This is a genomic window from Devosia salina (assembly GCF_019504385.1).
Classification (GTDB): Bacteria; Pseudomonadota; Alphaproteobacteria; order Rhizobiales; family Devosiaceae; genus Devosia; species Devosia salina.
The window spans coordinates 2,457,128-2,480,429 of the sequence record NZ_CP080590.1; the positions used below are offsets into that span (position 1 = coordinate 2,457,128).

The window sequence follows — 23,302 nt, forward strand, 5'->3', positions numbered from 1 at the left end:
GGCCTAGATGATCACCTGGGTGCCGATTTCCACCACGCGTCCGGTGGGAATGTGGAAATATTCGGTCGCGTCGCTGGCATTGCGCGCCAGGCGGATGAACAGCCGGTCCTGCCAGAAGCGAAGCGGCCCGCTCTTCTTGCCCAGCTTCAACGAGCGCCGGGAGAGGAAGAACGAGGTCGACATGATGTCGAACTTCCAGCCCAGCTTGCGCGCAAGGGCCAGCGCCTTGGGAATGTTGGGGCTTTCCATGAAGCCGAACGTCACCACGACACGGAAGAACAATTCGTTATAGGCGTCGATCGTCACCTTCTCATCGTCCGGCACGCGCGGCGAGGTCGAGGTGCGGACGGTCAGGATGACGTTCTGCTCGTGCAGGACCTTGTAGTGCTTGAGGCTGTGCAGCAGTGCCGTGGGCGCGCCTTCCACATCGCTGGTGAGGAAAATGGCCGTGCCGGGCACTGTGGTCGGCTTCTTCTTGGCAAGGTTCTCGACCAGGAATTCGAGCGGCACCTCGTCCCGACGGGTCTTTTCCGCGAGCCGGCGCCGGCCGAGCATCCAGGTGGCCATGATCACCACCAGCATCGAGGCGACCACCGCCGGCACCCAGCCACCCTGGGTGAACTTGGCCAGGTTGGCGATGAAGAAACCAAGATCGATCAGGCCCAGTGGAATGACGACCGCCAGGGCCGACAACAGCTTCCAGCCCCAGATACCGCGCATGACGATGAACAGCAGCACCGCGGTGACCAGCATTTCGCCGGTGACGGCAATACCATAGGCCGCCGACAGGCCACTCGAACTCTGGAAACCGATGACCAGCAGCATGACTGCGATGAACAGCATGGTATTGATCTGCGGCATGTAGATCTGGCCGCTCTGCGTCTCAGAGGTGTGCAGCACATTGAGGCGCGGCAGGAGGTTGAGGTTGGTCGCCTGGCGCGCCAGGGAATAGGCCCCCGAGATCACGGCCTGGCTGGCGATCACCGTCGCCGCCGTTGCCAGCACCACCACGGGAATGCGCGCCCATTCGGGCTGCATCAGGAAGAACGGGTTCTCGGCCGCGTGCGGGTTGGCCAGCACGAAGGCGCCCTGCCCGAAATAATTGAGGAGCAGGCACGGAAAGACGATCAGCAGCCACCCGGTCACGATCGGCTTGCGCCCGAAATGCCCCAGATCGACATAAAGCGCCTCGGCCCCGGTAACCGCCAGGAAGACCGCGCCGAGCACCACCAGTGCGATGCCGGAATGGTTGAAAACAAAGGCCAGGGCATAGAACGGATTGATGGCCCACAGCACCTGCGGCGCCTCGAAGATATGCACGCCGCCCGAATATCCCAGCGTCAGGAACCAGATCGCGGTGATCGGCCCGAAGACCGCGGCCACCCGACCGGTGCCGAACCGCTGCACCATGAACAGCGCCACGATGATCAGGAGGGTAATCGGCACGACCCACCGCGCCAGGCGCGGCTCCACCACCTGCAGGCCTTCCACGGCCGAAAGCACCGAAATGGCCGGCGTGATGATCGCATCGCCGAAAAACAGGGCCGCGCCGACGAGGCCAAGGGCCAGGACGACGCCGCGCCGCGATTTCACCGCCTTGCGCGCCAGCGACATCAGCGACAGCGTGCCGCCCTCGCCATTATTGTCGGCGCGCAGGACGAAGCTGACATATTTGACTGTGACGATCAGCGTCAGCGCCCAGACGATCAGGGACAACAGCCCCAGAACCTCGTCATAGCTGGCCACGGTCTGCCCGCCATGGGTGGTGGCATGCAGGGCCTCGCGAAACGCATAGAGCGGGCTCGTGCCGATATCCCCGAAAACAACGCCCAAAGCGCCGAGCACGAGTATTGGCAGGCTGGAACTTGCGTGGCTGGCCTGTTCGGTCGCTACGTCACCGGTTGCGGAACCGGCAGTTTCCGTATGCGTCATGAGCTGGGGGGCTCTCGCTGTTTCAGGGCGGGCGCCGCTATACACCCGACACCGGTCACAGACAACACCTAGTGGACCGAATAGTTCAAAAGCAGTCAGGGACCACCCGTTTCCGGATGGCCCCTGACTGGCAAACGAGGACTTGGAGGTCTTCGTATTCTATTCGGCAGCCTCGGCGATCGCAGCGGCGTCGTCTTCGCGGGCGGCCTTGGTGGCCTGGCCCCACCAGACCAGCTGGTCGAGCATGTCCTTGGCAGAGGCACCGATCGAGGCCTCAATGTCGGACATGGGCTTGTTCTGCTGGCCCAGCGGATGCACCGCAAAGAAATCGGCACCGCCGATATGTACGGCCGAGCGGGTCGAGACCATCTGCAGTTCGACGCCGATCGTGCGCAGATTCTCGATGGCGCGGGCAGCACCGACAGTGCCATAGCCGACGGCGCCAAACACCTTCTTGTTCCAGTTCACATAGGCCTGGTCGATGGCGTTCTTGAGTGCGCCGGTGATGGCACGATTGTATTCGGCCACCACGAAAATGAAGCCGTCGAACTGGGAAATCTTGTTCTGCCACTTCACCGCATTGGGATTCTGCGACGGCATCCAGGCATTGGACGCCATCTCGTCGAAGAACGGCAGGTCGAAATCGCGCAGATCGACGATCTCGGCGTCGATCTCCGGGCGTTCATTCGCCTTGTCCAGGATCCACTTTGCCGGGGTTTCGCCGAAGCGGGTGGGACGGGTGGAGGAGATGATGACGCCGATCTTGAGCTTGGACATTTGAGTGCCCTCCTTGGTAACAAATCGTAACTGAGGCGATATATGTGCCTGTCGCAAAAAGTCTCAAGAAGGCACTTTGCTGTCAGCCGGGGACAGGCAGGTGCCCCGGGAACATTCATGTAAGTATAGGAAAACTCGTATTTTTCCGCCTCATGCGGCGAAACGGACCCGCCACAAGCGCCATTCGCCCGGCAGACATGACAGACCGTTCGTCAGGCGGGAACAATGCGGGGACTTGGGCGGTCGCCGGCCGAGGGCACCCAGTAACGCCACACCCTATACTTCCCCGCTCCAAATCTCCCGCTTGACGGAAATTCGCCTTAGCCTTACGCCAAGTAATGGGGGGTCTTGGAGGGACCAAATGACACTTCTACGCATGTCAATCGCCTTGGCCATCGTGGCCATGGGCGTCAGCGAAGCGTCGGCGCTGGATCGCCGCGTGCGCATCAACAATCATTCTTCCTACGACATCATCGAATTCTATGCATCCAACAAGGATGCAACGACCTGGCAGGAAGACATATTGGGCAAGAACATCCTGCCGGCAGGAAACAGCGTGGTCATCAATATCGATGACGGCACGGGTTACTGCATCTATGACTTCCGGGCCGTTTTTGAAGATGGCGACGAAGTCGTGAAATACGGCAACAATGTCTGCGAGTTGAGCGACTTCAACTATACGGACTGACGAAATGGCAGAGACGCTGAGGCGTCCCTACCGGTCTGCCAGCGCCTTGCGATAGGCCGCAACCGCCTCGGCAAACCCCATCACCAGGGCATCGGCCGTGATCCCGTGGCCGATGGACACTTCTGCCACGCCGGGAACAGCTGCCTGAAAGGCCGGCAGATTATCCAGGGTCAGGTCGTGACCAGCATTGACCCCGAGCCCCGCAGCCAGCGCCGCCTTGCAGGTTTCCGCCAGCACGGCCAGTTCCTGCCTGGCCTGCTCCGGATCGTCATGGCAGGCGCCGTAAGGGCCGGTGAACAATTCGACGCGATCGGCCCCAGTGGCCTTGGCCGCTGCAATGCCCGCAGCGCCTGCATCCGGATCGCAGAACAGCGAAATGCGGCGATCCGAACGCTTCAACCGCTGCACCACGGAAGTGAGGAAATTGCCCTTGCCGGCAAAGTCCCAGCCATGGTCGGAGGTCGCCTGGGCCGGATCATCGGGCACCAGCGTGACCTGCTGCGGATCGACGTCTTCGATCAGCGCCAGGAAGTCTTCGCTGGGATAGCCTTCGATATTGAATTCGGCCTCGGGATATTCGGCCCGCAGCAGTGCCGACAGGTCGAACACATCCGTGCGCCGGATATGACGCTCGTCCGGGCGCGGATGCACGGTTATGCCGCTCGCCCCCGCATCCAGGACGACGCGGGCAATGCCCGTGACACTGGGCCAGGGCAAATTGCGACGATTGCGCAATTGCGCCACGGCATTGAGATTGACGGAAAGCAGGGTCATGGCAGGGACTCGAAACGGTTCGGAACCTGCCATACACCAGACCCGGCGCCGCGCCCAATCGAACCTTTTGATAGGATCGATCAGCGCAGGCTCGAGGGCGCTCCGTGCAGCTACATGCCCTGGGCACCACGCGAGATCGCGGCCAGGCCCGTGCGCACCACTTCGACCAGCCCCAGCGGCTGCATCAGCGCAATGAAGCTGTCGATCTTGCTCGGCTTGCCGGTCACTTCGAAAACGAAGCTCTCGACGCTGGCATCGACGATCTGGGCGCGAAAGGCGTCGGCCAGCCGCAGCGTTTCGCCCCGGTGATCGCCGGTGCCCTGCACCTTGATCAGCGCCAGCTCACGCTCGAGATAAGCCCCTTCGGCGGTGAGATCATGCACGCGATGCACCGGCACCAGCCGCTCGAGCTGCGTCTTGATCTGCACCAGCACCTTGGGCGTGGCGATGACGACGACCGTGATGCGACTAAGTCGCTTGTCGTGTTCGGTCTCGCTGACAGTCAGGCTCTCGATATTGTACCCGCGCGCCGAAAACAGGCCGACAACCCGGGCGAGAATGCCCGGCTCGTTGTCAACGAGCACCGAGAGAGTATGGCGTTCAGTCTGCTGGGTTTCCTGGGTCAGGAAATAGGCCGAACCGGTGGGCTGCAAATGTGCGTTCATTGTCGTGTCCTCCGCTGCCGGCCTAAACCAGCTGGCGTCCCTTCTCGTCGATGATGTCGCCGATATTGGCCGTATCGGGCAGGATGATCTCGTTGTGGGGCTTGCCCGAGGGGATCATGGGCAGGCAGTTCTCGTCCTTCTCGACGATCACGTCGAAGAGCACCGGACCATCATAGTCGAGCATTTCGGCAATCGCCGCATCGAGCTCCGCCGGGTTCTCGCAACGAATGCCCTTGCCGCCATAGGCCTCGGCCAGCTTGACGAAGTCGGGCAGCGATTCCGAATAGGAATGCGCATAGCGCGAGCCATGCAGCAGGTCCTGCCACTGGCGCACCATGCCCATGCGCTCATTGTTGAGGATGAAAATCTTGATCGGCAGGCGATATTGCACCGCCGTCGAGATTTCCTGCATCGTCATCTGCACCGAAGCCTCGCCGGCAATGTCGATCACCAGCGCGTCGGGATGGGCAACCTGCACGCCCACGGCTGCCGGCAGGCCATAGCCCATCGTGCCCAGGCCGCCCGACGTCATCCAGTGGTTCGGCTTGTCGAAATGGAAATGCTGGGCCGCCCACATCTGGTGCTGGCCCACTTCGGTGGTGATGTACACCTCCTTCGACTGCTTCCTGGTCGCCTCGTAGAGCCGCTGGATGGCCCATTGCGGCTTGATGACCGTGTCGGAATTCTTGAAATTGAGCGAACCGACATCGCGCCATTTGCCGATCTGCTTCCACCAGCCGGCAATGGCCTCGGTGCGCGGCTCGTTGGTGCGGCTGCGCCAGATGCGGATCATCTCTTCCAGAACGCGCCCGCAATCCCCCACGATGGGGACATGCACCTGCACCACCTTGTTGATGGACGAGGGATCGATATCGACATGGATCTTCTTGCTGTTGGGCGAGAAGGCATCGATGCGGCCGGTGATGCGGTCGTCGAAGCGGGCGCCGATATTGATCATGACGTCGCAATCATGCATCGCCATATTGGCTTCGTATGTGCCGTGCATGCCCAGCATGCCCATCCATTGCGGATTGGAGGCGGGGAACGCACCCAGCCCCATCAGCGTGGAGGTGACGGGAAAACCTGTGAGGTCGGCCAGTTCGCGCAGATGCGCGGACGCTTCGGGACCGGCATTGATGACCCCGCCGCCGGTATAGAAGATCGGACGTTCAGCCTTGAGCATCAGGTCCACGGCCGCCTCGATCGCGGCCATGTCACCATCGACCTGCGGGCGGTAGGACTGGTGGCGCAGCGTGTCGGACTGGGGCTTGTAGTATTCGCCCACGGCGAACTGCACGTCCTTGGGGATGTCGATCACAACCGGACCGGGGCGACCGGTAGTGGCGATCAGGAAGGCCTCGTGCAGGATGCGCGGCAGGTCCTGCACCGACTTCACGAGATAATTGTGCTTGGTGCATGAGCGGGTGATGCCGACCGTGTCGCACTCCTGGAAGGCGTCGGTGCCAATCAGCGTGGTGGGCACCTGGGCGGTGATGCAGATGAGCGGAATGGAATCGAGCAGAGCATCGGTAAGGCCGGTCACCGCATTGGTCGCACCCGGACCCGAGGTGACAAGGACCACGCCGGGTTTGCCGGTCGAGCGCGCATAGCCCTCGGCCATGTGGGTCGCGCCCTGTTCGTGCCGCACCAGGATATGCTTGACGAAATCCTGCTGGAACATGGCGTCGTAGATTGGCAGGGCAGCGCCGCCCGGATAGCCGAAGATGTGTTCGACACCCTGGTCGGTCAGCGCCTGGATCACCATTTCAGCGCCGGTCATTTTCTCGGCCATTTCTCAGCCCTTCCTAATCCTCATGGCCCCGGAGGGCCTGTCCTTCAATGCCGCCTCTCCCGCGCGGCGGAAAAAAGGCAATAAAAAAGGCCCCGTTTGGGACCTGTTTTCGGCGCACCAGCATTCGCGCGGGGTTCTACCCCACGTTGCCGATGCGCCTGCCTACTACGAGAATGAGTGCCCGCACGGGACCGCTCCAAAAATTCTAGACGGCGCATTGATAGAAGCACTGTCGAGCCAAAGTCAAGTCGGCAGGCAGTCATACTGTCACGGCATTGCGACAAAACCGGTGCACACCCCCGAACGTGGTGGCAATTGGGGGTGGCAGCGGGCCGGCGAGATGATAAGGGCGGAACCAATGGCAATTGTGACAGTTCGGTGACATGAGCAAAAGCGCGCTCGACAAGGATCTGCAGCGGGTTTCGGGCCTCGAGACCGCCACCCACGACCTCAGCCGCACGCTGGCAGCCCCCGGCATTGCGCTGGTCTTCCTGCTGGTCGCCGGCGTTTGGGCCAGCTTTGCGGTGGGACAGGGCCCGGGCACCTATGTCGTGGTGATCGCCGCGCTGATCGCCGGCTACATGGCCCTCAATGTCGGTGCCAACGACGTGGCCAACAATATGGGCCCGGCTGTCGGCTCGCGTGCCCTGACCATGGTCGGGGCCCTGGTCATCGCGGCCATTTTCGAGGCCGCGGGGGCCTTGCTCGCTGGTGGTGATGTCGTCAACACCGTGGCCCGGGACCTCCTGATCTCACCCGACCTGGAGACACGCACCTTCGTGGTGGTGATGATGGCGGCGCTGCTGGCCTCGGCTCTCTGGGTGAACCTCGCCACCTATGTCGGGGCTCCGGTCTCGACCACCCACGCGGTGGTGGGCGGGGTGGTCGGCGCTGGCATGGCCTCCGCCGGATTTGCCATCGTCAACTGGTCCACCATTGGCGCCGTCGCCATGAGCTGGGTCATTTCCCCCGTGCTCGGCGGCATCCTGGCCGCGCTCTTTCTGGTGGTGATCCGCGCCACCATCACCACCCGCCTCGACAAGATCACTTCGGCGCGCATCTGGGTGCCGGTCTTCGTGGCGGTGATGACCGGCGTCTTCGCCATGTACCTGGCGACCAAGGGCCTGAGCCGCATCTGGAAGCCGGGCTGGGGGCTGACATTCCTGCTCGGCATCCTGTTCGGCTGCCTGGGCTGGATCGCTGCCATGCCCTGGGTCCGCCACCAGTCGCGCCACATGGAAAACCGCAAGAAGCACGTGGCCCATCTGTTCCGCCTGCCCTTGATCGTCTCGGCGGCGCTGCTGTCGTTCGCGCACGGCGCCAATGACGTTGCCAACGCCATCGGCCCCTTCGCGGCCATCGTCACCACCATCCAGACCGGCCATGGCGAAGTGGCCGGGATCGCCCTGCCCTTCTGGGTCCTGGCCATTGGTGCCATTGGCATCTCGCTCGGTCTGGCCCTCTTCGGCCCCCGCTTGATCCGCACGGTGGGCGAGCAGATCACCAAGCTCAACGAGATCCGCGCCTTCTGCGCCGCCCTGTCGGCGGCCGTGACCGTGCTCATCGCCTCGGCGCTGGGCATGCCCGTATCGTCCACCCATATCGCAGTGGGCGCGGTGTTCGGCGTCGGTTTCCTGCGCGAATATATCTCGCGCCGCGACATGGAAGGCACCGCCGTTCCGGTCAATGCCCGCTTCGTTGACGCCAGTCAGCTCAATGCCACGCCCGAGGAGGCCCTGGCCAATGCCCGCCAGGTCGAGACGCGCCTGCTGGTGCGCCGTCAGCATGTCTATTCGATCGCGGCGGCCTGGGTGATCACCGTGCCAGCCTCGGCCGCATTGTCGGCCCTGCTCTTCTGGGGCCTGCGCCTGCTGATCGGTTAGCAGCCGGCCCGAGGCCTACTTGCTGCCGGTTACCTGGGCATGCAGGCTTGCCGCCAGCCGTCCCAGGATCGGATCGGCCAGCAGGCGCCGCGCCTCTGGCAGCGTCGCCCAATGGCGCAAACGCTGGTCCTTTTCGCGCCAGTTCTCGTGCTGTGTCGTGACCTTGAGGGGGAAGAGGTCGACATCGACCAGCGTGGCGCCATCGCCACCGGTGCTGGCACGATAGCTGCCGACTGCTTCCCGCGCGATTTCCCCCGAGACACCAGCCTCTTCGAGTGCCTCCATCGCGGCACTGTCCCAGGGGGTCGTATCGGGCTCGATGGCGCCCTTGGGAAAAATCCACTTGCCGCTGCGCCGTGAGGTGATCAGGAGGAACGCAACGCGTCCGTCGATGACGGCATAGGGCATCGCGCCCGCCTGGCGCAGGTCGCCGGAGGTTTGAACCCGAGGGCTCCAGTGCTTGAGGAAGTCGCGCATGTCTGTTCCGCTGGCAATCGGTCTGTCGGCTCTGTCGCACAGCCGCACCGATGGAGTCTACCGCGGCAAGAGAAAGGGCCCCGAAGGGCCCTTTCAATTCTGGGGATTAGCTCAGCAGGGTCAGCTCGGTGGCCGAGACCTTGCCGTCGCGGCCGGTCTGCAGTTCGAAGCTGACCTTGTCGCCTTCATACAGGCCCTGCAGGCCCGAACGCTGCACGGCGGAAATGTGGACGAATGCGTCCTTTTCGCCATTGTCGGGCGAGATGAAGCCATAGCCCTTGGTGGTGTTGAAGAATTTCACGGTACCGGTGATTGCGGCCATAACGATGGTCCTCTTGGTCTGTTGTGCCGCAGATGCGGCGGAAGGGTTTATCCGGGACGTGCAATTCCCGGACTTACGGTTCACGAGATCAGGAGGTAGCCAAGTTTCCGGCAAGGCCGGTCGTTCAGATAGCGCAAGACAAGTGGCACGTATGAGCTAATTATCTCTGTTTACTGTGCGTTTTTCAAGGCCGGTGTCTGCCGATGACAGAATACCGGCTCTGCACGAGAGAACACCCGGTCGGGGGGCCAACCGGGTGTCTGGCGCCTGGGGGCGCGGGCCGCAGGGGGCGCTGCGGCATGAGTGCCCGAATCTCAAGCGTTATGCACGCTCGATGCGGGCCTTTTTAGGTCACGCGATGATCTGGATCAGCCGCGCGGACAGGTGTCGATATAGCGGGTGCCGTCGGCGCGCTCATAGACGCAGCGGTCGCGGCTCGTGCCGTAATAGCCAAGAAGCTCGCCTGCAGCGGCACCGGCCACGGCACCGATACCGGCACCAACCGCAGTACCAACCACGTTACCACCGGTGGCCGAAGCGCCGATGATGCCACCGCCAATGGCACCCACGGTAGCACCCTGCTGGGTGGTGGTGCAGGCGGCCAGGGACAGTGCGGTAGCGGCGATGATCAGGATCTTGTGCATGAATACCTCCAACGAATTGCTCGCACGAAAGAATGCACGGTGCTGTGAATGGTTCCGCGCCAGTTTTAATCTTTATTAAGTCGAAGCGCCGCCCTTCGCCGCGACGCCGGCAACAACGATCAGCAGCCAGCCAAGCATCATGGTCACCCCGCCCAGCGGCGCGGCGGCGGGAAAGAGGGCATGGCCCATCCACTGCCTCAGGGCCAGATCGCTGCCGAACACCAGCGTCCCCGCCGCCAGCGCGACAGCCGCAGCACCCAGCAGCCGGCTCCGGCCATGCAGGGCCAGCACCAGCAGCACGGGCGCGTGCGCCAGGAAGATGGTGGCGATCGCCGAGAGATTGCGGCTTTCGCCGTGGGAGGCCGCAGCGGCGGCAGCAACTCCGGCAGCGCCGAGCACACCCGCAAGGAGCAACAGCATTCGCGACAGCAGGGTCATGGGCGGCCTTTCGGGCAAGCGCTCGGCTTTCGCGCCGCAGCGGATTGGACTACAGCATGGGGCGCGAGTGAGAGAAATGACAATGAGCGACAACGTCGCGCCGACCGTTCCGGCGCCGCCGATCCCACCATCCCTGCGTGGCTGGAGCGGCGAATTCCGTGCCACCTTCGCCCTGGCCTGGCCTCTGGTGATCGCCCAGATCGCCCAGAACGCCTTGCAGGCGACCGACGTCATCATGATGGGCTGGCTCGGCCCCGAGGCGCTGGCCGCAGGCACGCTGGCCAACAGCTTCCTGATGCCCCTCTTCCTGTTCGGTGTCGGCGTCGTGGGCGCGGTCGCCCCGCTCACCGCGCAAGCGCGCGGCCGACGCGACATCAAGGCCATTCGTCGCGTGGTGCGCCAGGGCTTCTGGGCGGCGATCCTGCTGGCTGTCATTCTCGCCCCGATCGTTCTGCAAATCCGCACCGTCTATGGCTGGCTCGGCCAGGACGCCGCCCTGGCCGCTCGCGCCGAGGAATATATCCAGATCGCAGTACTCATGCTGGCCCCAGCCATGGGCGTCATCGTGCTGCGCTCACTGCTCTCGACCTTTGATGCCTCAAGGGTGATCCTCGTCATCACGGTGGGTGGCGTGATCGTCAATGCGCTGGGTAACTACCTGCTGATGTTCGGCAATTTCGGCCTGCCAAGGCTCGAACTGCGCGGCGCAGCGATTGCGACGACGCTCACCAATCTGTTCATGCTCGGGGTGATGTTGACCTATGTGCTGCGTCACCGCCGCTTCAAGCGCTTCAACATCCTCATTCGCTTCTGGAAGCCGGACTGGCCGCGCTTCCGCGAAATCTTCCGCATCGGCTCACCCATCGGCCTCACCGTGTTGGCCGAGGTCGGCCTGTTCGCCGCCGCCGCCATCCTCATGGGCCGGCTGGGCACCGACGAATTGGCCGCACACGCCGTTGCCCTGCAATGCGCATCACTGGCCTTTATGGTGCCCCTGGGCCTGGGCATTGCCGCGACCGTGCGTGTGGGCATCGCCTATGGACGCCGGGATCCGGAGGGAATCGGCAAGGCCGGCTGGACCAGTTTCATGCTAGGAACCGGCTTCATGGCGGTGTCGGCCCTCTCGTTCATTCTGCTGGGCCCGGCCATTGTCGCGATTTTCCTCGACCCCAGGCTTGCCGAGAACCAGAACGCGCTTGTCCTCGCGGCCGCCTATCTCGCCATAGCCGGTCTCTTCCAACTGGTGGATGGCGCCCAGGTGGTCGCGGCCCATGCCCTGCGCGGCCTGAGTGACACCAAGGTGCCCATGTTCATGGCCATCCTGGGTTACTGGTGCGTCGGCTTGCCGGTCGCCTGGCTGATGGGCTTCGTTCTCGATCTGCGCGGCGTCGGCATCTGGCTGGGCCTGGCGGCCGGCCTCGCCTTCGTGGCGGTCCTGCTGGTGGGGCGATTTGCGATGCGCGAAAGATTGGGACTGCTCGAGCGGATCGCCTAAAGCGGTTCACCCGCCAGCCCCAGGCGCGGCCAGTCGCCCATGCGGTTGCGGAACCAGGTCCGCTGCCGCTTGGCATATTGGTGGGTCGCCGTGGTCGCCAGCGCGATGGCCTCCTCACGGCCATGGAGACCGTCGAGCCAGTCGGAGATCTCCCGCACCCCGATCGCCTTCATCGCCGGCAGGCTGGGGTCGAGGTGCAACGCCCTCAGGGCCTCGACCTCCTCGACCGCGCCGCTCTCGAACATGGCGGCAAAGCGCCGCGCGATCCGATCGCGCAAGACGTCGCGATCGGGCGACAATACCATGCGTTCGAGGTGCCACCCTGCCAGAAGTCCGGGTTGCTGGTCGCCCTGAAAGCTCGACAGGGCACGTCCGGTGGCCCGCTTGACAGCGAGGGCACGGGTGACGCGCTGCGGATCGGCAACCTTGAGCCGCCGCGCCGTTTCGGGGTCCTCGGCCTGTAGCAGGGCCATCCGCTCGGGCTCTTCAAGCGCCTGAATCTCTTGTTGAACTTCAAGCGTCAGCGCCGATGAAATCTTTGGCACATCGGCAAAGCCATTGGTCAGGGCATCGAAGTAAAGCCCCGTACCGCCGACGAAAATCGTCTCGCGCGCCGGATCGAGCGTATCCAGGAGCGCTTGCACCGCCCGCACCCACTGCCCGGTGGAGAAGCGTTCGGAAGCGGGCACCGTGCCATAGAGCCGATGCTCTGCCAGCGCCTCATCGGCGGGGCCGGGCCGGGCCGTGACCACACGCAGCGTGTCATAGACCTGCATGGCGTCGGCATTGATGATCACCCCGCCAAAGGCCTGCGCGCGCTCCAGCGCCAGCGCCGACTTGCCGCTGGCAGTCGGACCCGCTATCAGCACAGCGCGCCTTTGGCCTGTCACCATACTCTCCCGAAAGTTGCTGTCCTCATGCCGGTTCTATCCCTCATCGCCAATCCCGCCGATCCCGAGCTGGATGCGGCCCTGGCCCAGGCTGTGGTGGCCCAAACCGGCGGAGAACTCAACTGGCTAAACCACTCTATTGCCTGCGATATTCATGAGCCGACCGCGCCCGACGCGCTGGAGCTGGCCCGCGACATCATCGGCAGCCGGGCCGTGGACGCCAATGTGGTCCCTGCCGAGGGCCGCCGCAAGCAATTGCTGGTGGCCGACATGGACTCCACCATGATCGAGCAGGAATGCATCGACGAACTCGCCGCTGCACTCGATCTCAAGCCGCAAGTGGCTGAAATCACTGACAAAGCCATGCGCGGGGAGCTGGATTTCGCGCAGGCGCTCGACACCCGCGTGGCCCTGCTCAAAGGGCTAGAGCGCAAGGTGATTGAAGAAGTGCGCCGCGAGGCGATCACCCTGGCGCCGGGCGGGCGGGCGCTGGTGCAAACCATGAAGGCCTATGGCGCCTATACCTCCTTAGTGTCTGGCGGATTTACATTTTTTGCCGATTACTTCGCCAAGCGGATCGGCTTTGACGAGGCGATTGCCAATGTCCTGGAATTCGATGGCGAGCGGCTGACAGGGACCGTCACCAAGCCCATTGTCGACAAGGACACCAAGAAAAAGCGGCTCCTGGACCTCGTTAATGAACGAAACCTGAATGCCAGCCAGACCCTGGCGGTGGGCGATGGCGCCAACGACCTCGACATGCTCGGGGTGGCCGGCTTCGGGGTGGCCCTTCACGCCAAGCCGGCAGTCGCCGCGGCGGCCGGCATCCGCATCGACCATGGCGACCTGACCGCCCTGCTCTACCTGCAGGGCTATGCCGAGGACGACTTCGTGCGCTGACCGCGCAACCACGGCACCGTGCAATAAGAAGGGCCGGCGCAGGTGACTGCGCCGGCCCTGATCATTTTCGCAGCCGGGGACCCTATTGGGCCGGGGCCGGGGCCGTTTCCTCGGCAGGCGCCGGCGCTTCGGTACCCACCGTCGGCTGCAGTTCGGAGCCATCCTCCAGCGTCATGGTCGGCGCCACGGTTTCCTCGATGCCCAGCCCGTCCAGCGCCGGCTCAGTCGGCTCCGTCGAGGTGATGGGCGCCGCCTGCGGCGCGATGGGCGCCGCGAAGGTGGTGCTGGCCGCCGGAATCTCGCCATCCGAACCGAAATAACGGAAGAAGGCGCTGTCGGGCGACAGGATCATGGTGGTGCCGCTATTGCCCAGGGCCGTGCGGTAGGATTCCATCGAGCGATAGAACTCGAAGAATTCCGGATCCTGCCCATAGGCGGCCGCATAGAGACGGTTCCGCTCGGCGTCGCCGGTACCGCGGATGATTTCCGCGTCGCGGGTTGCCGCCGCCACGATTTCCACGGCCTGACGATCGGCGATGGCGCGCAGGCTCTGGGCCTGTTCCTGGCCACGGGCACGCAGCAGCGCCGCCTCGGCCAGACGTTCGGCCCGCATGCGCTCGAAGGTCCGCTCGGACACTTCGCGCGCCAGGTCGGTGCGCAGGATACGCACATCGACAACCTCGATACCCAGCTCGGCCATATCCGGACGGATCAGGTCGCGCGCTTCGGTCATCATCTGCGAGCGCTGCTCGGAGAGAGCCGCATTGAACTCACGCAGACCATAGACCTGGCGCAGGGCCGCGTCGAAGCGGGTCGCGATGCGGTCCTCGACCACCGAAAGCTGGCCCAGGGCCCGCTGACGGAACAGCCGCGGATCGACGATCTTGTACGTCAGGAACGCGTCCACCTCGTAGAAGGCGCCGCCCGAAACCTGCACGGTCATGTCCGAGATATCGTAGCGCATCAGGCGATCTTCGATGATCTGCACGCTGTCCACGATATCGGTGGGGATCTTGAAATAGAGCCCCGGCTCGGACCGCACATTGGTGATCTGGCCAAAGCGCAGGACGATGGCCTGCTCGCGCTCATTAACCACATAGATCGAGGAGAAGAGCACATAGAGCGCCGCCACGATGACGGCACCGATGATGAAGAGACGGTTGGTCATGGCTTACTGCTCCGTGCTCGTATTGTCGCGCGAACGCAGTTCCGGCAGCGGCAGATAGGGCACGACGCCCGAGCCACCGGCACCATTTTCAACCAGCACCTTTTCCGAGGCGCCCAGCACCTGCTCCATGGTTTCCAGGAACATGCGCTTGCGCGTCACCTCTGGTGCATTGACATATTCGGCATAGACCGCGTTGAAACGCTCGGCCTCACCGGTTGCTTCCTGCACCACGCGGTTCGAATAGGCAGCCGCCTCTTCGCGCAGCGCCGCAGCGCGGCCGCGGGCATCACCCAGAAGCGTATTGGCGTAGGAACGGGCCTCTTCCTGCAGGCGGTCTTCGTCCTGCTCGGCGCGCTGCACTTCGTTGAACGCATCGGCGACTTCGGCCGGCGGCGCAGCATTTTCCAGGGTGATCTGGCTGATCCGCACGCCCATGCCGTAGGAATCCAGGATCGTCTGGGTGATCTGCTGCACTTCGATGGCAATGCCGGCGCGATCGTCACGGAAAATGTCCTGCGCCGGACGGCGGCCGACCACTTCGCGCATGGCGCTCTCGGCGGCATTGCGCACCATCCCTTCGGGATCGCGCACATTGATCAGGTAATCGACCGGATTGGCGACCGACCACAGGACCGCAAAGCGCACATCGACGATGTTCTGGTCGCCCGACAGCATCAGGCCGTCATCGGCATTGGCGCGAGAACCCGAACCACTGGCCGTGCCGATGGTGGTCTGCAGGGCGGAGATATTGACCTTTTCGACGGTCTCGACCGGCCAGATCAGGAAATGCAGACCCGCACCGGCCAGTTCCTGCTTGGGCGCGCCAAGACGGAATTCGACGCCGACTTCACCTTCGTCCACGCCATAGACGGAATTGGCCGCCCAGAACGCGGCCAGCGCCAGCACCGCGCCGACGATCAGCCAGCGCCCGCCGGGCAGGCCGCCGCCGAACTGGGCACGGCCACGATTGAGAATGTCTTCAAGATTGGGAGTGTTACCGCCCGGACGGCGTGGACCGCCGCCGCCTCCACCCGGCGCCTGGCCCCAGGGACCGCCATTATTGCGGCCACCTCCGCCACCATTATTCTCCCAAGGCATCGCATTCCTTTCGGTGTCTTCGAGAAATCTGTGTTGCCATATATAAGCAAGCCAAGCGCCCGATCAATGCGCGGACCCGTGAACGCGCTCGTAGATCTTGATGGTATAGGCCGCCTCGTCGCGCTCGGAGCGCGCCACTTCTGGCTCGGCCGCAACCCGCCAGATGCCCGGATCGATGGGCGGAAACCGCACATCGCCCGCCGGCGCCAGATCGACATGGGTGATGTAGAGCCGGTCGGCGAGCGGCATGGCCTGCGCGTAAATGTCGCCACCGCCAATGACCATGATTTCATCCTGCTCGCTGGCTTCCGCCAGCCGCCGCGCCGCCGCCAGCGCCTCGGGCAGGCTGTTGCGCACCAGAACGCCCTCGGGCGCATAATCATGCTGGCGCGTCACCACGATATGCGGACGGCCGGCCAGGGGTTTGGGAAAGGTCTCGAACTGCTTGCGGCCCATGACCATGGGCTTGCCCATGGTGGTCGCCTTGAACCAGGCAAAATCGGACGGAATGCGCCAGGGAATGGACTGGTCGGCGCCAATGACATTGTTGCGGGCAACAGCCGCGATGAGGGCGATGGTGGTCATGGGGAAGGATTAGCGGGTTTGGGGGCGGAAGGTGATTTTTCGTTAGTTTTGAGGGACATCAGGCACGCCCTCGTTCAACTACGCTTGCTGCTTTCACTTGTCTTTCAACGCTATCAATCTAGCACGCATCGCCTTGCGCTGCGCGGATGGCTGTTCATAAATCTCGAGAAGGGCGTGTTCGTAAACATCAAGAATATCGAAGAAATCCTCATCTCGGACTGTCTCACCGTGCGTGCCGATATTACCCACCACGCGTAGCGCATGCATAGCTTCCGCACTCTCATCATCGCCAGCGGACTCGGCAAACTTCGCGATCCTCTGTTCAAGTGGGAGCATGCCCTTTCCCTTTTTGTCGGTTTTGTCCGTCGTCCGAGGCACACCCCTGTCGTCAAGAACCATCTCAAGGCTTGTGCGTAGTCGAATCGTAGCCGCTCTCACGTCTCCCCAGTAGACTTTAAACGCCAACTTTATTTCTCCGCGTATTTGCTCTGGAATTTTCGGAGACAGTGGAAACAGGTTAGGAGCGGGCGAAATGCTGGTCGGGCTGACCATGGTCTGCCACTCGTATTCATCCAACCCTACGCCATCACCATAGACATACTCTCTGTCCACGTAGCCGAGCCCCGCAATTGCGACTATTTCACCGCACGTGGAATTGTTGCATTTCGAGAAGCCAACAAACCTGTACTGGACCCAATCAGGCTCCCAATCTTCGTTGTCGTGTTTCCTCTCAGAGTGCTTCGGCTCCAATTTGACGTATCGATCTTCGTCCCAGACTAACGAGCCTCTTCCACACCGCGGGCACGGATATCTAGGCACGGAGCGGTCCGAGAAGTTGCGGCGCCAAAGATTCCTATTGACGGTCATTTCCTCTCCAGGATTTAGCACTGAGCAACAAACACAATGTCGATGCAGCGCCCAACAATAGAGCTGACCGCTGTGATATGGAATTGGCTTTGCTTCCGTGCGAAATCAATGTGCGAAATAACTTCGCGCTCCGCCTTTCCTCCATCGCGGCACTCCGGTTTCGCCCATCTCCAAGTGCAACGCCCTCGGGTCAAGCAACTGTCGATTGTTTGACGATGGCACTGAGGATTGTGATGAACTTTCTCATTGCGGCGTTGATGGCGACCTTGAAGGGTTTGCCGTTGGCCCTGAGGCGGTCATAGAAGGTTCGGAGTGCAGGACTGCGGGCCTTCAGGGCGCTCAGGGTTGCCATATAGAGGACGTTTCTGACACTGGCGCGTCCGCCGCTGCATCGGCCGGGACGTGCCGTTCGCCCCGATTGCCTTGCATGCGGGGCCACCCCGACCAGGCTGGCGAGCTGTTTGGGCGTGGCATGGCCCAGCTCGGGCAGATCGCAGAGCAAGGTAGCGGCCAGAACCGGGCCGACACCCGCCACAGCGAGCAGGATCTCATAGCGCGCCTTGAGGTGGGTTGCGCGGATATGGCTGGCGATCTCGGCATCGAGCCGGGCAATGTGGCCCCCGACCATGGTGTGCATGCGGGCCAGCATGCGTCGCACCATCGTGTCGGTAGCGATATCGAGCCGGGAAACGAGCTTGTTGCGTTCGGCAATCAATTGCCGGCGCAGGCCGGCCAGCTCGTCCAGCCGCTGGCGCGCCGGGTCGCGTTGATAGTCGTGCTGGCCGGGCGCCAGTTGCACATAACAGGCGATCATCCTGGCATCGATTGGATCGGTCTTGGCATGGCGACCCAGGGCGTGGGCCAGAGCCCGCACGCGGGCGGGTGGAACCAGACAGACCGCAAACCCGGCTTGTGCGAGCACGTCCAGTGCCGCGCGCTCATAACCGCCCGAGGCTTCCAACCCGATCCGCTGCACGCCCAGACGGCGCAGCAGCCCGACCAGCCGTGCCAGCCCTTTGGGGGCATGGTCCACACTCAGCACCTGGGCGCCGGGCAGGACATGCACGTCCAGCCGATCCTTGGAAACGTCGATGCCCGCGACGATGGCTTCTGATATCATCTCTCTCGCCTCTCCCTGGCTTGTGATGCGGGCAACTGCCCTCACAACTGTTCGGGTTTAGGGAAGAGCCGACAGGACCCTGCTTAACCTCGGCCGATAAGGCCTGTCCGAGGACGGTCGCTGTCAACCCGGGAGTGCGGCTGCGACCGCCTCCCGGGACAACTTAATCAGATATCGTCGATACAAGCCCGAGGGTGACGCGCATTGGGTGGGGAGACGGCAGGTCTGGTTGCCGGGATGGGTGACGGCGCGCCCTCTCCTTCGCGCTAGCCTTCGCCACCCAACTTCCTCAGCGCATCGCCATCCACCCGCACCTTGGTCCATTCGTCCTGCATGACGCCGCCCTGGCTCTTGTAGAACTTGATGCTCGGCTCGTTCCAGTCGAGCACCCACCATTCGAACCGGCCCAGTTCCTCGGCGACGCAGCGGCGGGCGAGGTGGACCAGCAGCGCCTTGCCGATGCCTTTGCCGCGCAGGGCCGGATCGACATAAAGGTCTTCGAGCCAGATGCCGTGCCGGCCCTGGAAGGTGGAATAGGTGTAGAACCAGAGCGCAAAGCCGACCGGCTTGCCCGCCCATTCGGCGATCTCGCAAAAAACCTTTGGATCGGGGCCGAAAAGGTCGCGGGCGATGTCGGCCTCGCTCGCCTTGGCCTCATGCTCGAGCTTTTCATAGACGGCGAGCTGGCGGATGAAATCGACGATGAGTGCCGCGTCGGCGGCGATGGCGGGGCGGATGGTGAGGGATGGGTGAATTGCGGCCATAGGTCCGAAGTTCTGAGAGAGGCGATGGGCAGGGTTACCCCCACCCTTGATCCCTCCCCACAAGGGGGAGGGAGACGATGAACACTGGTGCCACCGCCCCTGCGCCTCCCTCCCCTTGATGGGGAGGGATTGAGGGTGGGGTGACGGGTCAAGCAACTGTCGATTGTTTGACGATGGCACTGAGGATTGTGATGAACTTTCTCATTGCGGCGTTGATGGCGACCTTGAAGGGTTTGCCGTTGGCCCTGAGGCGGTCATAGAAGGTTCGGAGTGCAGGACTGCGGGCCTTCAGGGCGCTCAGGGTTGCCATATAGAGGACGTTTCTGACACTGGCGCGTCCGCCGCTGCATCGGCCGGGACGTGCCGTTCGCCCCGATTGCCTTGCATGCGGGGCCACCCCGACCAGGCTGGCGAGCTGTTTGGGCGTGGCATGGCCCAGCTCGGGCAGATCGCAGAGCAAGGTAGCGGCCAGAACCGGGCCGACACCCGCCACAGCGAGCAGGATCTCATAGCGCGCCTTGAGGTGGGTTGCGCGGATATGGCTGGCGATCTCGGCATCGAGCCGGGCAATGTGGCCCCCGACCATGGTGTGCATGCGGGCCAGCATGCGTCGCACCATCGTGTCGGTAGCGATATCGAGCCGGGAAACGAGCTTGTTGCGTTCGGCAATCAATTGCCGGCGCAGGCCGGCCAGCTCGTCCAGCCGCTGGCGCGCCGGGTCGCGTTGATAGTCGTGCTGGCCGGGCGCCAGTTGCACATAACAGGCGATCATCCTGGCATCGATTGGATCGGTCTTGGCATGGCGACCCAGGGCGTGGGCCAGAGCCCGCACGCGGGCGGGTGGAACCAGACAGACCGCAAACCCGGCTTGTGCGAGCACGTCCAGTGCCGCGCGCTCATAACCGCCCGAGGCTTCCAACCCGATCCGCTGCACGCCCAGACGGCGCAGCAGCCCGACCAGCCGTGCCAGCCCTTTGGGGGCATGGTCCACACTCAGCACCTGGGCGCCGGGCAGGACATGCACGTCCAGCCGATCCTTGGAAACGTCGATGCCCGCGACGATGGCTTCTGATATCATCTCTCTCGCCTCTCCCTGGCTTGTGATGCGGGCAACTGCCCTCACAACTGTTCGGGTTTAGGGAAGAGCCGACAGGACCCTGCTTAACCTCGGCCGATAAGGCCTGTCCGAGGACGGTCGCTGTCAACCCGGGAGTGCGGCTGCGACCGCCTCCCGGGACAACTTAATCAGATATCGTCGATACAAGCCCGAGGGCGGCGGCTTGGGGATGCCCCTATTGCCAGTCCTGCCGCTCGAGGATGAGGATATCCAGCTCCTCCTGCGGCCAGAAATCCTGCTTGACCATTTCGAAGGTGGTAGGCCCGATCTTCTTCACGCCCTCGCCGCAGAACGAGACGAGATTGTCGGTGCTGCCCTTGTCGATGACGAGGCGGAATTTTTCGATGCCGCCGCCGGCCCAATTGCCGCCGGTGGTCAGGATGTAGGAAATCCAGCTTTCGGTGAACGGCGCGCCCCAGGGCTCGTCGGGATTGGGCAGTGTCTTGCGCACGGCGGCGATGAAGCTGTCGTCGGTGCAATATTTGCGGCGATATTCGGCCGCCGGATCATAGCCATCCTCATAGGGCTCGCTGAGGAAGGACACGCCGGTCGTGCCGCCGACGCTGGGCTTGTAGCGGTGCTCGACCACCACCCGCTCGCGGGCCGGGAAGGTCGCCTCCCAGGTATAGGTGGCCCTGTAGGTCCAGAACGGCCAATGGTGGGTTTCCCAGCCCTCGCCGGCGTCGAACTCGTCCGGCACGGCCATGCCCAGATGCAGGAGCTGCGCGGTGGTCTCGTCATCGAGGGCGTCCACCGCATCGATGGCTTCCTGCCGGATCGGGACGATGGGGATGCCCAGCTTCTGCAGCAGCTTGGTCCGGTCCACACCGGCCGCATAGGCATATTCGTGCAGCGTCACCGCGACCGGCTCGCCATTGAAGGTGGTTTCGAACTCGAAGAGATTGTCGGCCGGCCCGGTCGGGAAGGCCACGGGGGACCAGTGATTGGGCACGATATCGGGCATGGGAAAGGCCACGAGCAGGTCGTGGTCCTGGTCGCTGTCATTGCGGAACGTATAGACGACCCGGATTTCCTCTTTGGAGATGAACAGCTCCTCGCTCTCCATGGCGATTTCGCCATTGGCGACGAATTCGAGGCCACCCGTGGTGAGCACGGCCGCCGTGTCATTGGCAAAGGCGGGCACACTTGCCAGCGCCAGAAAGCAGGATACCAGAACTCGCATTGCGTCCTCCCAGAGAGCCGCACCGGTTTTAGCGAGTTTCTTGCTGGCGCGGAAGCGAACGCCTTGCCACCTGTCCAAAAGGCCGCTGGCGAGGCATGCTCCCCCAGCTGCAAGCGTGAGCAGCCTGTTGCCGCCGCGGGAGATCCTGACAATGAGCATCATTCAATCCTGGCAATTCTGGGCCTTCCTGGCAGCGGTTTTCGCGGCCCTCACGGCGGTGTTCGCCAAGATCGGCATCGAGAATGTCGGCTCCGACATGGCGACGCTTATCCGCACCGCAATCATCCTGCTGCTGAGCCTGGCGATCGTGATCAGCTTCGGCCAGTGGCAGGCGCTGAACACCATCCCGTCGCGGACCTGGATATTCCTGCTGCTCTCGGGCCTGGCCACGGGCGCCTCGTGGCTCTGCTATTTCCGCGCCCTCAAGCTGGGGCCGGCATCGCAGGTCGCGCCGATCGACAAGCTCAGCGTGGTCATGGTCGCGGTTTTTGCCGCGCTTTTTCTCGGCGAACGGCTGAGCACCCTGGGCTGGGCCGGCGTCGTTCTGATCGGACTGGGCGCGGTGCTGGTCGCGGTGGCTTAGGCCCGCAAGGGCGGCCAGCCTATCGGGGTGAACGCCCCAGATATTGGAACCATTTGCGCTCCAGCGCGGCGTCGAGATCGATGCGATTATTGCGGGCAAACAGCAAGAGCATGGCCAGCACATCGGCCGTCTCGTCTTCCAGCGCCTGGCGGATGCTGGCGCCATCGGCCCCCTTGAGGCGCCCGCGACCGGTGGTCTTGAGATATTCGGCAGTCAGCTCGCCCAGTTCCTCCTGGACCTTGAGCAGGTACCAGTCGTCGTCCCGGGCAATGTCGTTGCGGGACGCATAGGTATCGGAGACTTCCGCGACCAGCCCGGTCAGCTCGGCCAGGGTCAGGTTCATACCGCCACGGCGCCCTTGATATGCGGGTGCGGATCGTAGCCCTCGAAGGCAAAGTCCTCGAAGACGAAGTCTTCCAGCCGCTTGCGCTCGGGATTGATGACCAGTTTCGGCAGCGGGCGCGGTTCGCGCGACAATTGCAGCTTGGCCTGCTCGAAATGGTTCGAATAGAGATGCACATCGCCGAACGAGTGCACGAAATCGCCGACCTCGAGGTCGCAGACCTGCGCCATCATATGGGTGAGCAGTGCATAGGAGGCGATGTTGAAGGGCACGCCGAGAAAGGTGTCGGCCGAGCGCTGGTAGAGCTGGCAGCTGAGCTTGCCGTCGGCGACATAGAACTGGAAGAGGCAATGGCAGGGCGGCAGGGCCATCTCATCCACTTCGGCCGGGTTCCAGGCGGAGACGATATGGCGGCGGCTGTCCGGCTTGGTGCGGATGCTCTCGACCACATTGGCGAGCTGGTCGATATGACGGCCATCGGGTGCCGGCCAGCTGCGCCATTGCGAGCCATAGACAGGCCCCAGATCGCCATTCTCGTCGGCCCACTCGTCCCAGATCTTGACGCCCCGCTCCTGCAGCCAGCGCACATTGGTCTCGCCGCGAATGAACCAGAGCAGTTCATAGACGATGGACTTGATGTGCAGCTTCTTGGTGGTGAGCAGCGGAAAGCCCTTCGAAAGGTCGAAGCGCATCTGGTAGCCGAATAGCGAGCGCGTGCCGGTGCCGGTGCGGTCCGACTTGTCGGTGCCGCGTTCGAGAATGTCGGAGAGAAGCTGGAGATAGGGCTGCATGGCGCC

Annotated in this window: 25 protein-coding genes; 5 read left to right on the top strand and 20 right to left on the bottom strand. The window is 63.3% G+C overall.

From position 1 onward, the window contains the following. Positions 1 to 3: 3 nt before the first annotated feature. Entirely contained in the window at positions 4 to 1,932 is a 1,929-nt protein-coding gene (locus K1X15_RS11950) for a potassium transporter Kup (RefSeq protein ID WP_220303831.1), read from the bottom strand. 159 nt (positions 1,933 to 2,091) lie between these two features. Continuing rightward, a complete protein-coding gene (locus tag K1X15_RS11955) occupies positions 2,092 to 2,709 on the bottom strand; it encodes an NADPH-dependent FMN reductase (protein ID WP_220303832.1) in 618 nt (205 codons plus the stop codon). Positions 2,710 to 3,070: 361 nt separating this feature from the next. On the opposite strand from K1X15_RS11955, the gene K1X15_RS11960 reads away from it, so the two are divergent. After that, positions 3,071 to 3,397, top strand: a complete 327-nt coding sequence (locus tag K1X15_RS11960; RefSeq protein ID WP_220303833.1) for a hypothetical protein — start codon at positions 3,071 to 3,073, stop codon at positions 3,395 to 3,397. A gap of 27 nt (positions 3,398 to 3,424) precedes the next feature. Here K1X15_RS11960 and K1X15_RS11965 read toward each other — a convergent pair whose 3' ends face one another. The 3 genes from K1X15_RS11965 to K1X15_RS11975 all read right to left on the bottom strand — a co-directional run bounded on the left by K1X15_RS11965 (position 3,425) and on the right by K1X15_RS11975 (position 6,628). Continuing rightward, positions 3,425 to 4,171: a pyridoxine 5'-phosphate synthase gene (locus K1X15_RS11965; RefSeq protein ID WP_220303834.1), complete on the bottom strand. Its 747-nt coding sequence runs from the start codon at positions 4,169 to 4,171 to the stop codon at positions 3,425 to 3,427. Positions 4,172 to 4,281: 110 nt separating this feature from the next. Then, entirely contained in the window at positions 4,282 to 4,836 is a 555-nt protein-coding gene (gene ilvN / locus K1X15_RS11970; protein ID WP_220303836.1) for an acetolactate synthase small subunit, read from the bottom strand. A gap of 22 nt (positions 4,837 to 4,858) precedes the next feature. Continuing rightward, on the bottom strand, positions 4,859 to 6,628 hold the full coding sequence (locus tag K1X15_RS11975; RefSeq protein WP_220303837.1) for an acetolactate synthase 3 large subunit: 1,770 nt from the start codon (positions 6,626 to 6,628) through the stop codon (positions 4,859 to 4,861). A 383-nt stretch (positions 6,629 to 7,011) separates the two neighbouring features. On the opposite strand from K1X15_RS11975, the gene K1X15_RS11980 reads away from it, so the two are divergent. Further along, positions 7,012 to 8,511 (top strand): inorganic phosphate transporter, encoded by a 1,500-nt coding sequence (locus K1X15_RS11980; RefSeq protein WP_220303838.1) that lies wholly within the window; start codon positions 7,012 to 7,014, stop codon positions 8,509 to 8,511. A 15-nt stretch (positions 8,512 to 8,526) separates the two neighbouring features. Here the strand turns inward: K1X15_RS11980 and K1X15_RS11985 are convergent, their stop codons facing one another. The 4 genes from K1X15_RS11985 to K1X15_RS12000 all read right to left on the bottom strand — a co-directional run bounded on the left by K1X15_RS11985 (position 8,527) and on the right by K1X15_RS12000 (position 10,392). Beyond that, on the bottom strand, positions 8,527 to 8,988 hold the full coding sequence (locus tag K1X15_RS11985) for an NUDIX hydrolase (protein WP_220303839.1): 462 nt from the start codon (positions 8,986 to 8,988) through the stop codon (positions 8,527 to 8,529). Positions 8,989 to 9,094: 106 nt separating this feature from the next. Continuing rightward, positions 9,095 to 9,310 carry a cold-shock protein gene (locus tag K1X15_RS11990; RefSeq protein ID WP_035087182.1) on the bottom strand — a complete coding sequence of 72 codons (216 nt, stop codon included), beginning with the start codon at positions 9,308 to 9,310 and terminating at the stop codon, positions 9,095 to 9,097. Between the two features lie 368 nt (positions 9,311 to 9,678). Next, a complete protein-coding gene (locus K1X15_RS11995) occupies positions 9,679 to 9,954 on the bottom strand; it encodes a hypothetical protein (RefSeq protein ID WP_220303840.1) in 276 nt (91 codons plus the stop codon). Between the two features lie 75 nt (positions 9,955 to 10,029). Next, complete coding sequence (locus K1X15_RS12000) at positions 10,030 to 10,392, bottom strand: DUF423 domain-containing protein (protein ID WP_220303841.1); 363 nt, start codon at positions 10,390 to 10,392, stop codon at positions 10,030 to 10,032. 82 nt (positions 10,393 to 10,474) lie between these two features. Here K1X15_RS12000 and K1X15_RS12005 point away from each other — a divergent pair, with 82 nt between their 5' ends. Beyond that, complete coding sequence (locus K1X15_RS12005) at positions 10,475 to 11,887, top strand: MATE family efflux transporter (protein ID WP_220303842.1); 1,413 nt, start codon at positions 10,475 to 10,477, stop codon at positions 11,885 to 11,887. Here the strand turns inward: K1X15_RS12005 and miaA are convergent. Then, positions 11,884 to 12,780 (bottom strand): tRNA (adenosine(37)-N6)-dimethylallyltransferase MiaA, encoded by an 897-nt coding sequence (gene miaA, locus K1X15_RS12010; protein ID WP_220303843.1) that lies wholly within the window; start codon positions 12,778 to 12,780, stop codon positions 11,884 to 11,886. The genes K1X15_RS12005 and miaA overlap by 4 nt on opposite strands. Positions 12,781 to 12,804: 24 nt before the next feature. Between miaA and serB the strand changes: the two genes are divergently transcribed. Beyond that, positions 12,805 to 13,677, top strand: coding sequence for a phosphoserine phosphatase SerB (gene serB / locus K1X15_RS12015; RefSeq protein WP_220303844.1), 873 nt, complete (start codon positions 12,805 to 12,807; stop codon positions 13,675 to 13,677). An 82-nt stretch (positions 13,678 to 13,759) separates the two neighbouring features. Here the strand turns inward: serB and hflC are convergent, their stop codons facing one another. The 8 genes from hflC to K1X15_RS12055 form a co-directional block, all read right to left on the bottom strand. Continuing rightward, positions 13,760 to 14,845 (bottom strand): protease modulator HflC, encoded by a 1,086-nt coding sequence (gene hflC / locus K1X15_RS12020; RefSeq protein ID WP_220303845.1) that lies wholly within the window; start codon positions 14,843 to 14,845, stop codon positions 13,760 to 13,762. A 3-nt stretch (positions 14,846 to 14,848) separates the two neighbouring features. Continuing rightward, positions 14,849 to 15,943: an FtsH protease activity modulator HflK gene (gene hflK, locus K1X15_RS12025; RefSeq protein ID WP_220303846.1), complete on the bottom strand. Its 1,095-nt coding sequence runs from the start codon at positions 15,941 to 15,943 to the stop codon at positions 14,849 to 14,851. Positions 15,944 to 16,006: 63 nt separating this feature from the next. Continuing rightward, positions 16,007 to 16,528 carry a dihydrofolate reductase gene (locus tag K1X15_RS12030; protein WP_220303847.1) on the bottom strand — a complete coding sequence of 174 codons (522 nt, stop codon included), beginning with the start codon at positions 16,526 to 16,528 and terminating at the stop codon, positions 16,007 to 16,009. A gap of 93 nt (positions 16,529 to 16,621) precedes the next feature. After that, positions 16,622 to 17,395: a DUF4145 domain-containing protein gene (locus K1X15_RS12035; RefSeq protein WP_220303848.1), complete on the bottom strand. Its 774-nt coding sequence runs from the start codon at positions 17,393 to 17,395 to the stop codon at positions 16,622 to 16,624. Positions 17,396 to 17,585: 190 nt separating this feature from the next. Continuing rightward, a complete protein-coding gene (locus tag K1X15_RS12040) occupies positions 17,586 to 18,515 on the bottom strand; it encodes an IS110 family RNA-guided transposase (RefSeq protein ID WP_220303849.1) in 930 nt (309 codons plus the stop codon). A gap of 266 nt (positions 18,516 to 18,781) precedes the next feature. After that, a complete protein-coding gene (locus K1X15_RS12045; protein ID WP_220303850.1) occupies positions 18,782 to 19,279 on the bottom strand; it encodes a GNAT family N-acetyltransferase in 498 nt (165 codons plus the stop codon). Between the two features lie 148 nt (positions 19,280 to 19,427). Further along, complete coding sequence (locus tag K1X15_RS12050; protein WP_220303849.1) at positions 19,428 to 20,357, bottom strand: IS110 family RNA-guided transposase; 930 nt, start codon at positions 20,355 to 20,357, stop codon at positions 19,428 to 19,430. A gap of 214 nt (positions 20,358 to 20,571) precedes the next feature. Next, positions 20,572 to 21,579, bottom strand: a complete 1,008-nt coding sequence (locus K1X15_RS12055; protein WP_220303852.1) for a DUF4424 domain-containing protein — start codon at positions 21,577 to 21,579, stop codon at positions 20,572 to 20,574. A gap of 151 nt (positions 21,580 to 21,730) precedes the next feature. On the opposite strand from K1X15_RS12055, the gene K1X15_RS12060 reads away from it, so the two are divergent. Further along, on the top strand, positions 21,731 to 22,162 hold the full coding sequence (locus tag K1X15_RS12060; RefSeq protein ID WP_220303854.1) for an EamA family transporter: 432 nt from the start codon (positions 21,731 to 21,733) through the stop codon (positions 22,160 to 22,162). 19 nt (positions 22,163 to 22,181) lie between these two features. On the opposite strand, the gene K1X15_RS12065 is transcribed toward K1X15_RS12060, so the two are convergent. Continuing rightward, positions 22,182 to 22,505 (bottom strand): nucleoside triphosphate pyrophosphohydrolase family protein, encoded by a 324-nt coding sequence (locus tag K1X15_RS12065; protein ID WP_220303855.1) that lies wholly within the window; start codon positions 22,503 to 22,505, stop codon positions 22,182 to 22,184. Further along, positions 22,502 to 23,296 carry a thymidylate synthase gene (locus K1X15_RS12070; RefSeq protein WP_220303856.1) on the bottom strand — a complete coding sequence of 265 codons (795 nt, stop codon included), beginning with the start codon at positions 23,294 to 23,296 and terminating at the stop codon, positions 22,502 to 22,504. The genes K1X15_RS12065 and K1X15_RS12070 overlap by 4 nt, the downstream gene beginning before the upstream one ends. Between the last annotated feature and the right edge of the window lie 6 nt (positions 23,297 to 23,302).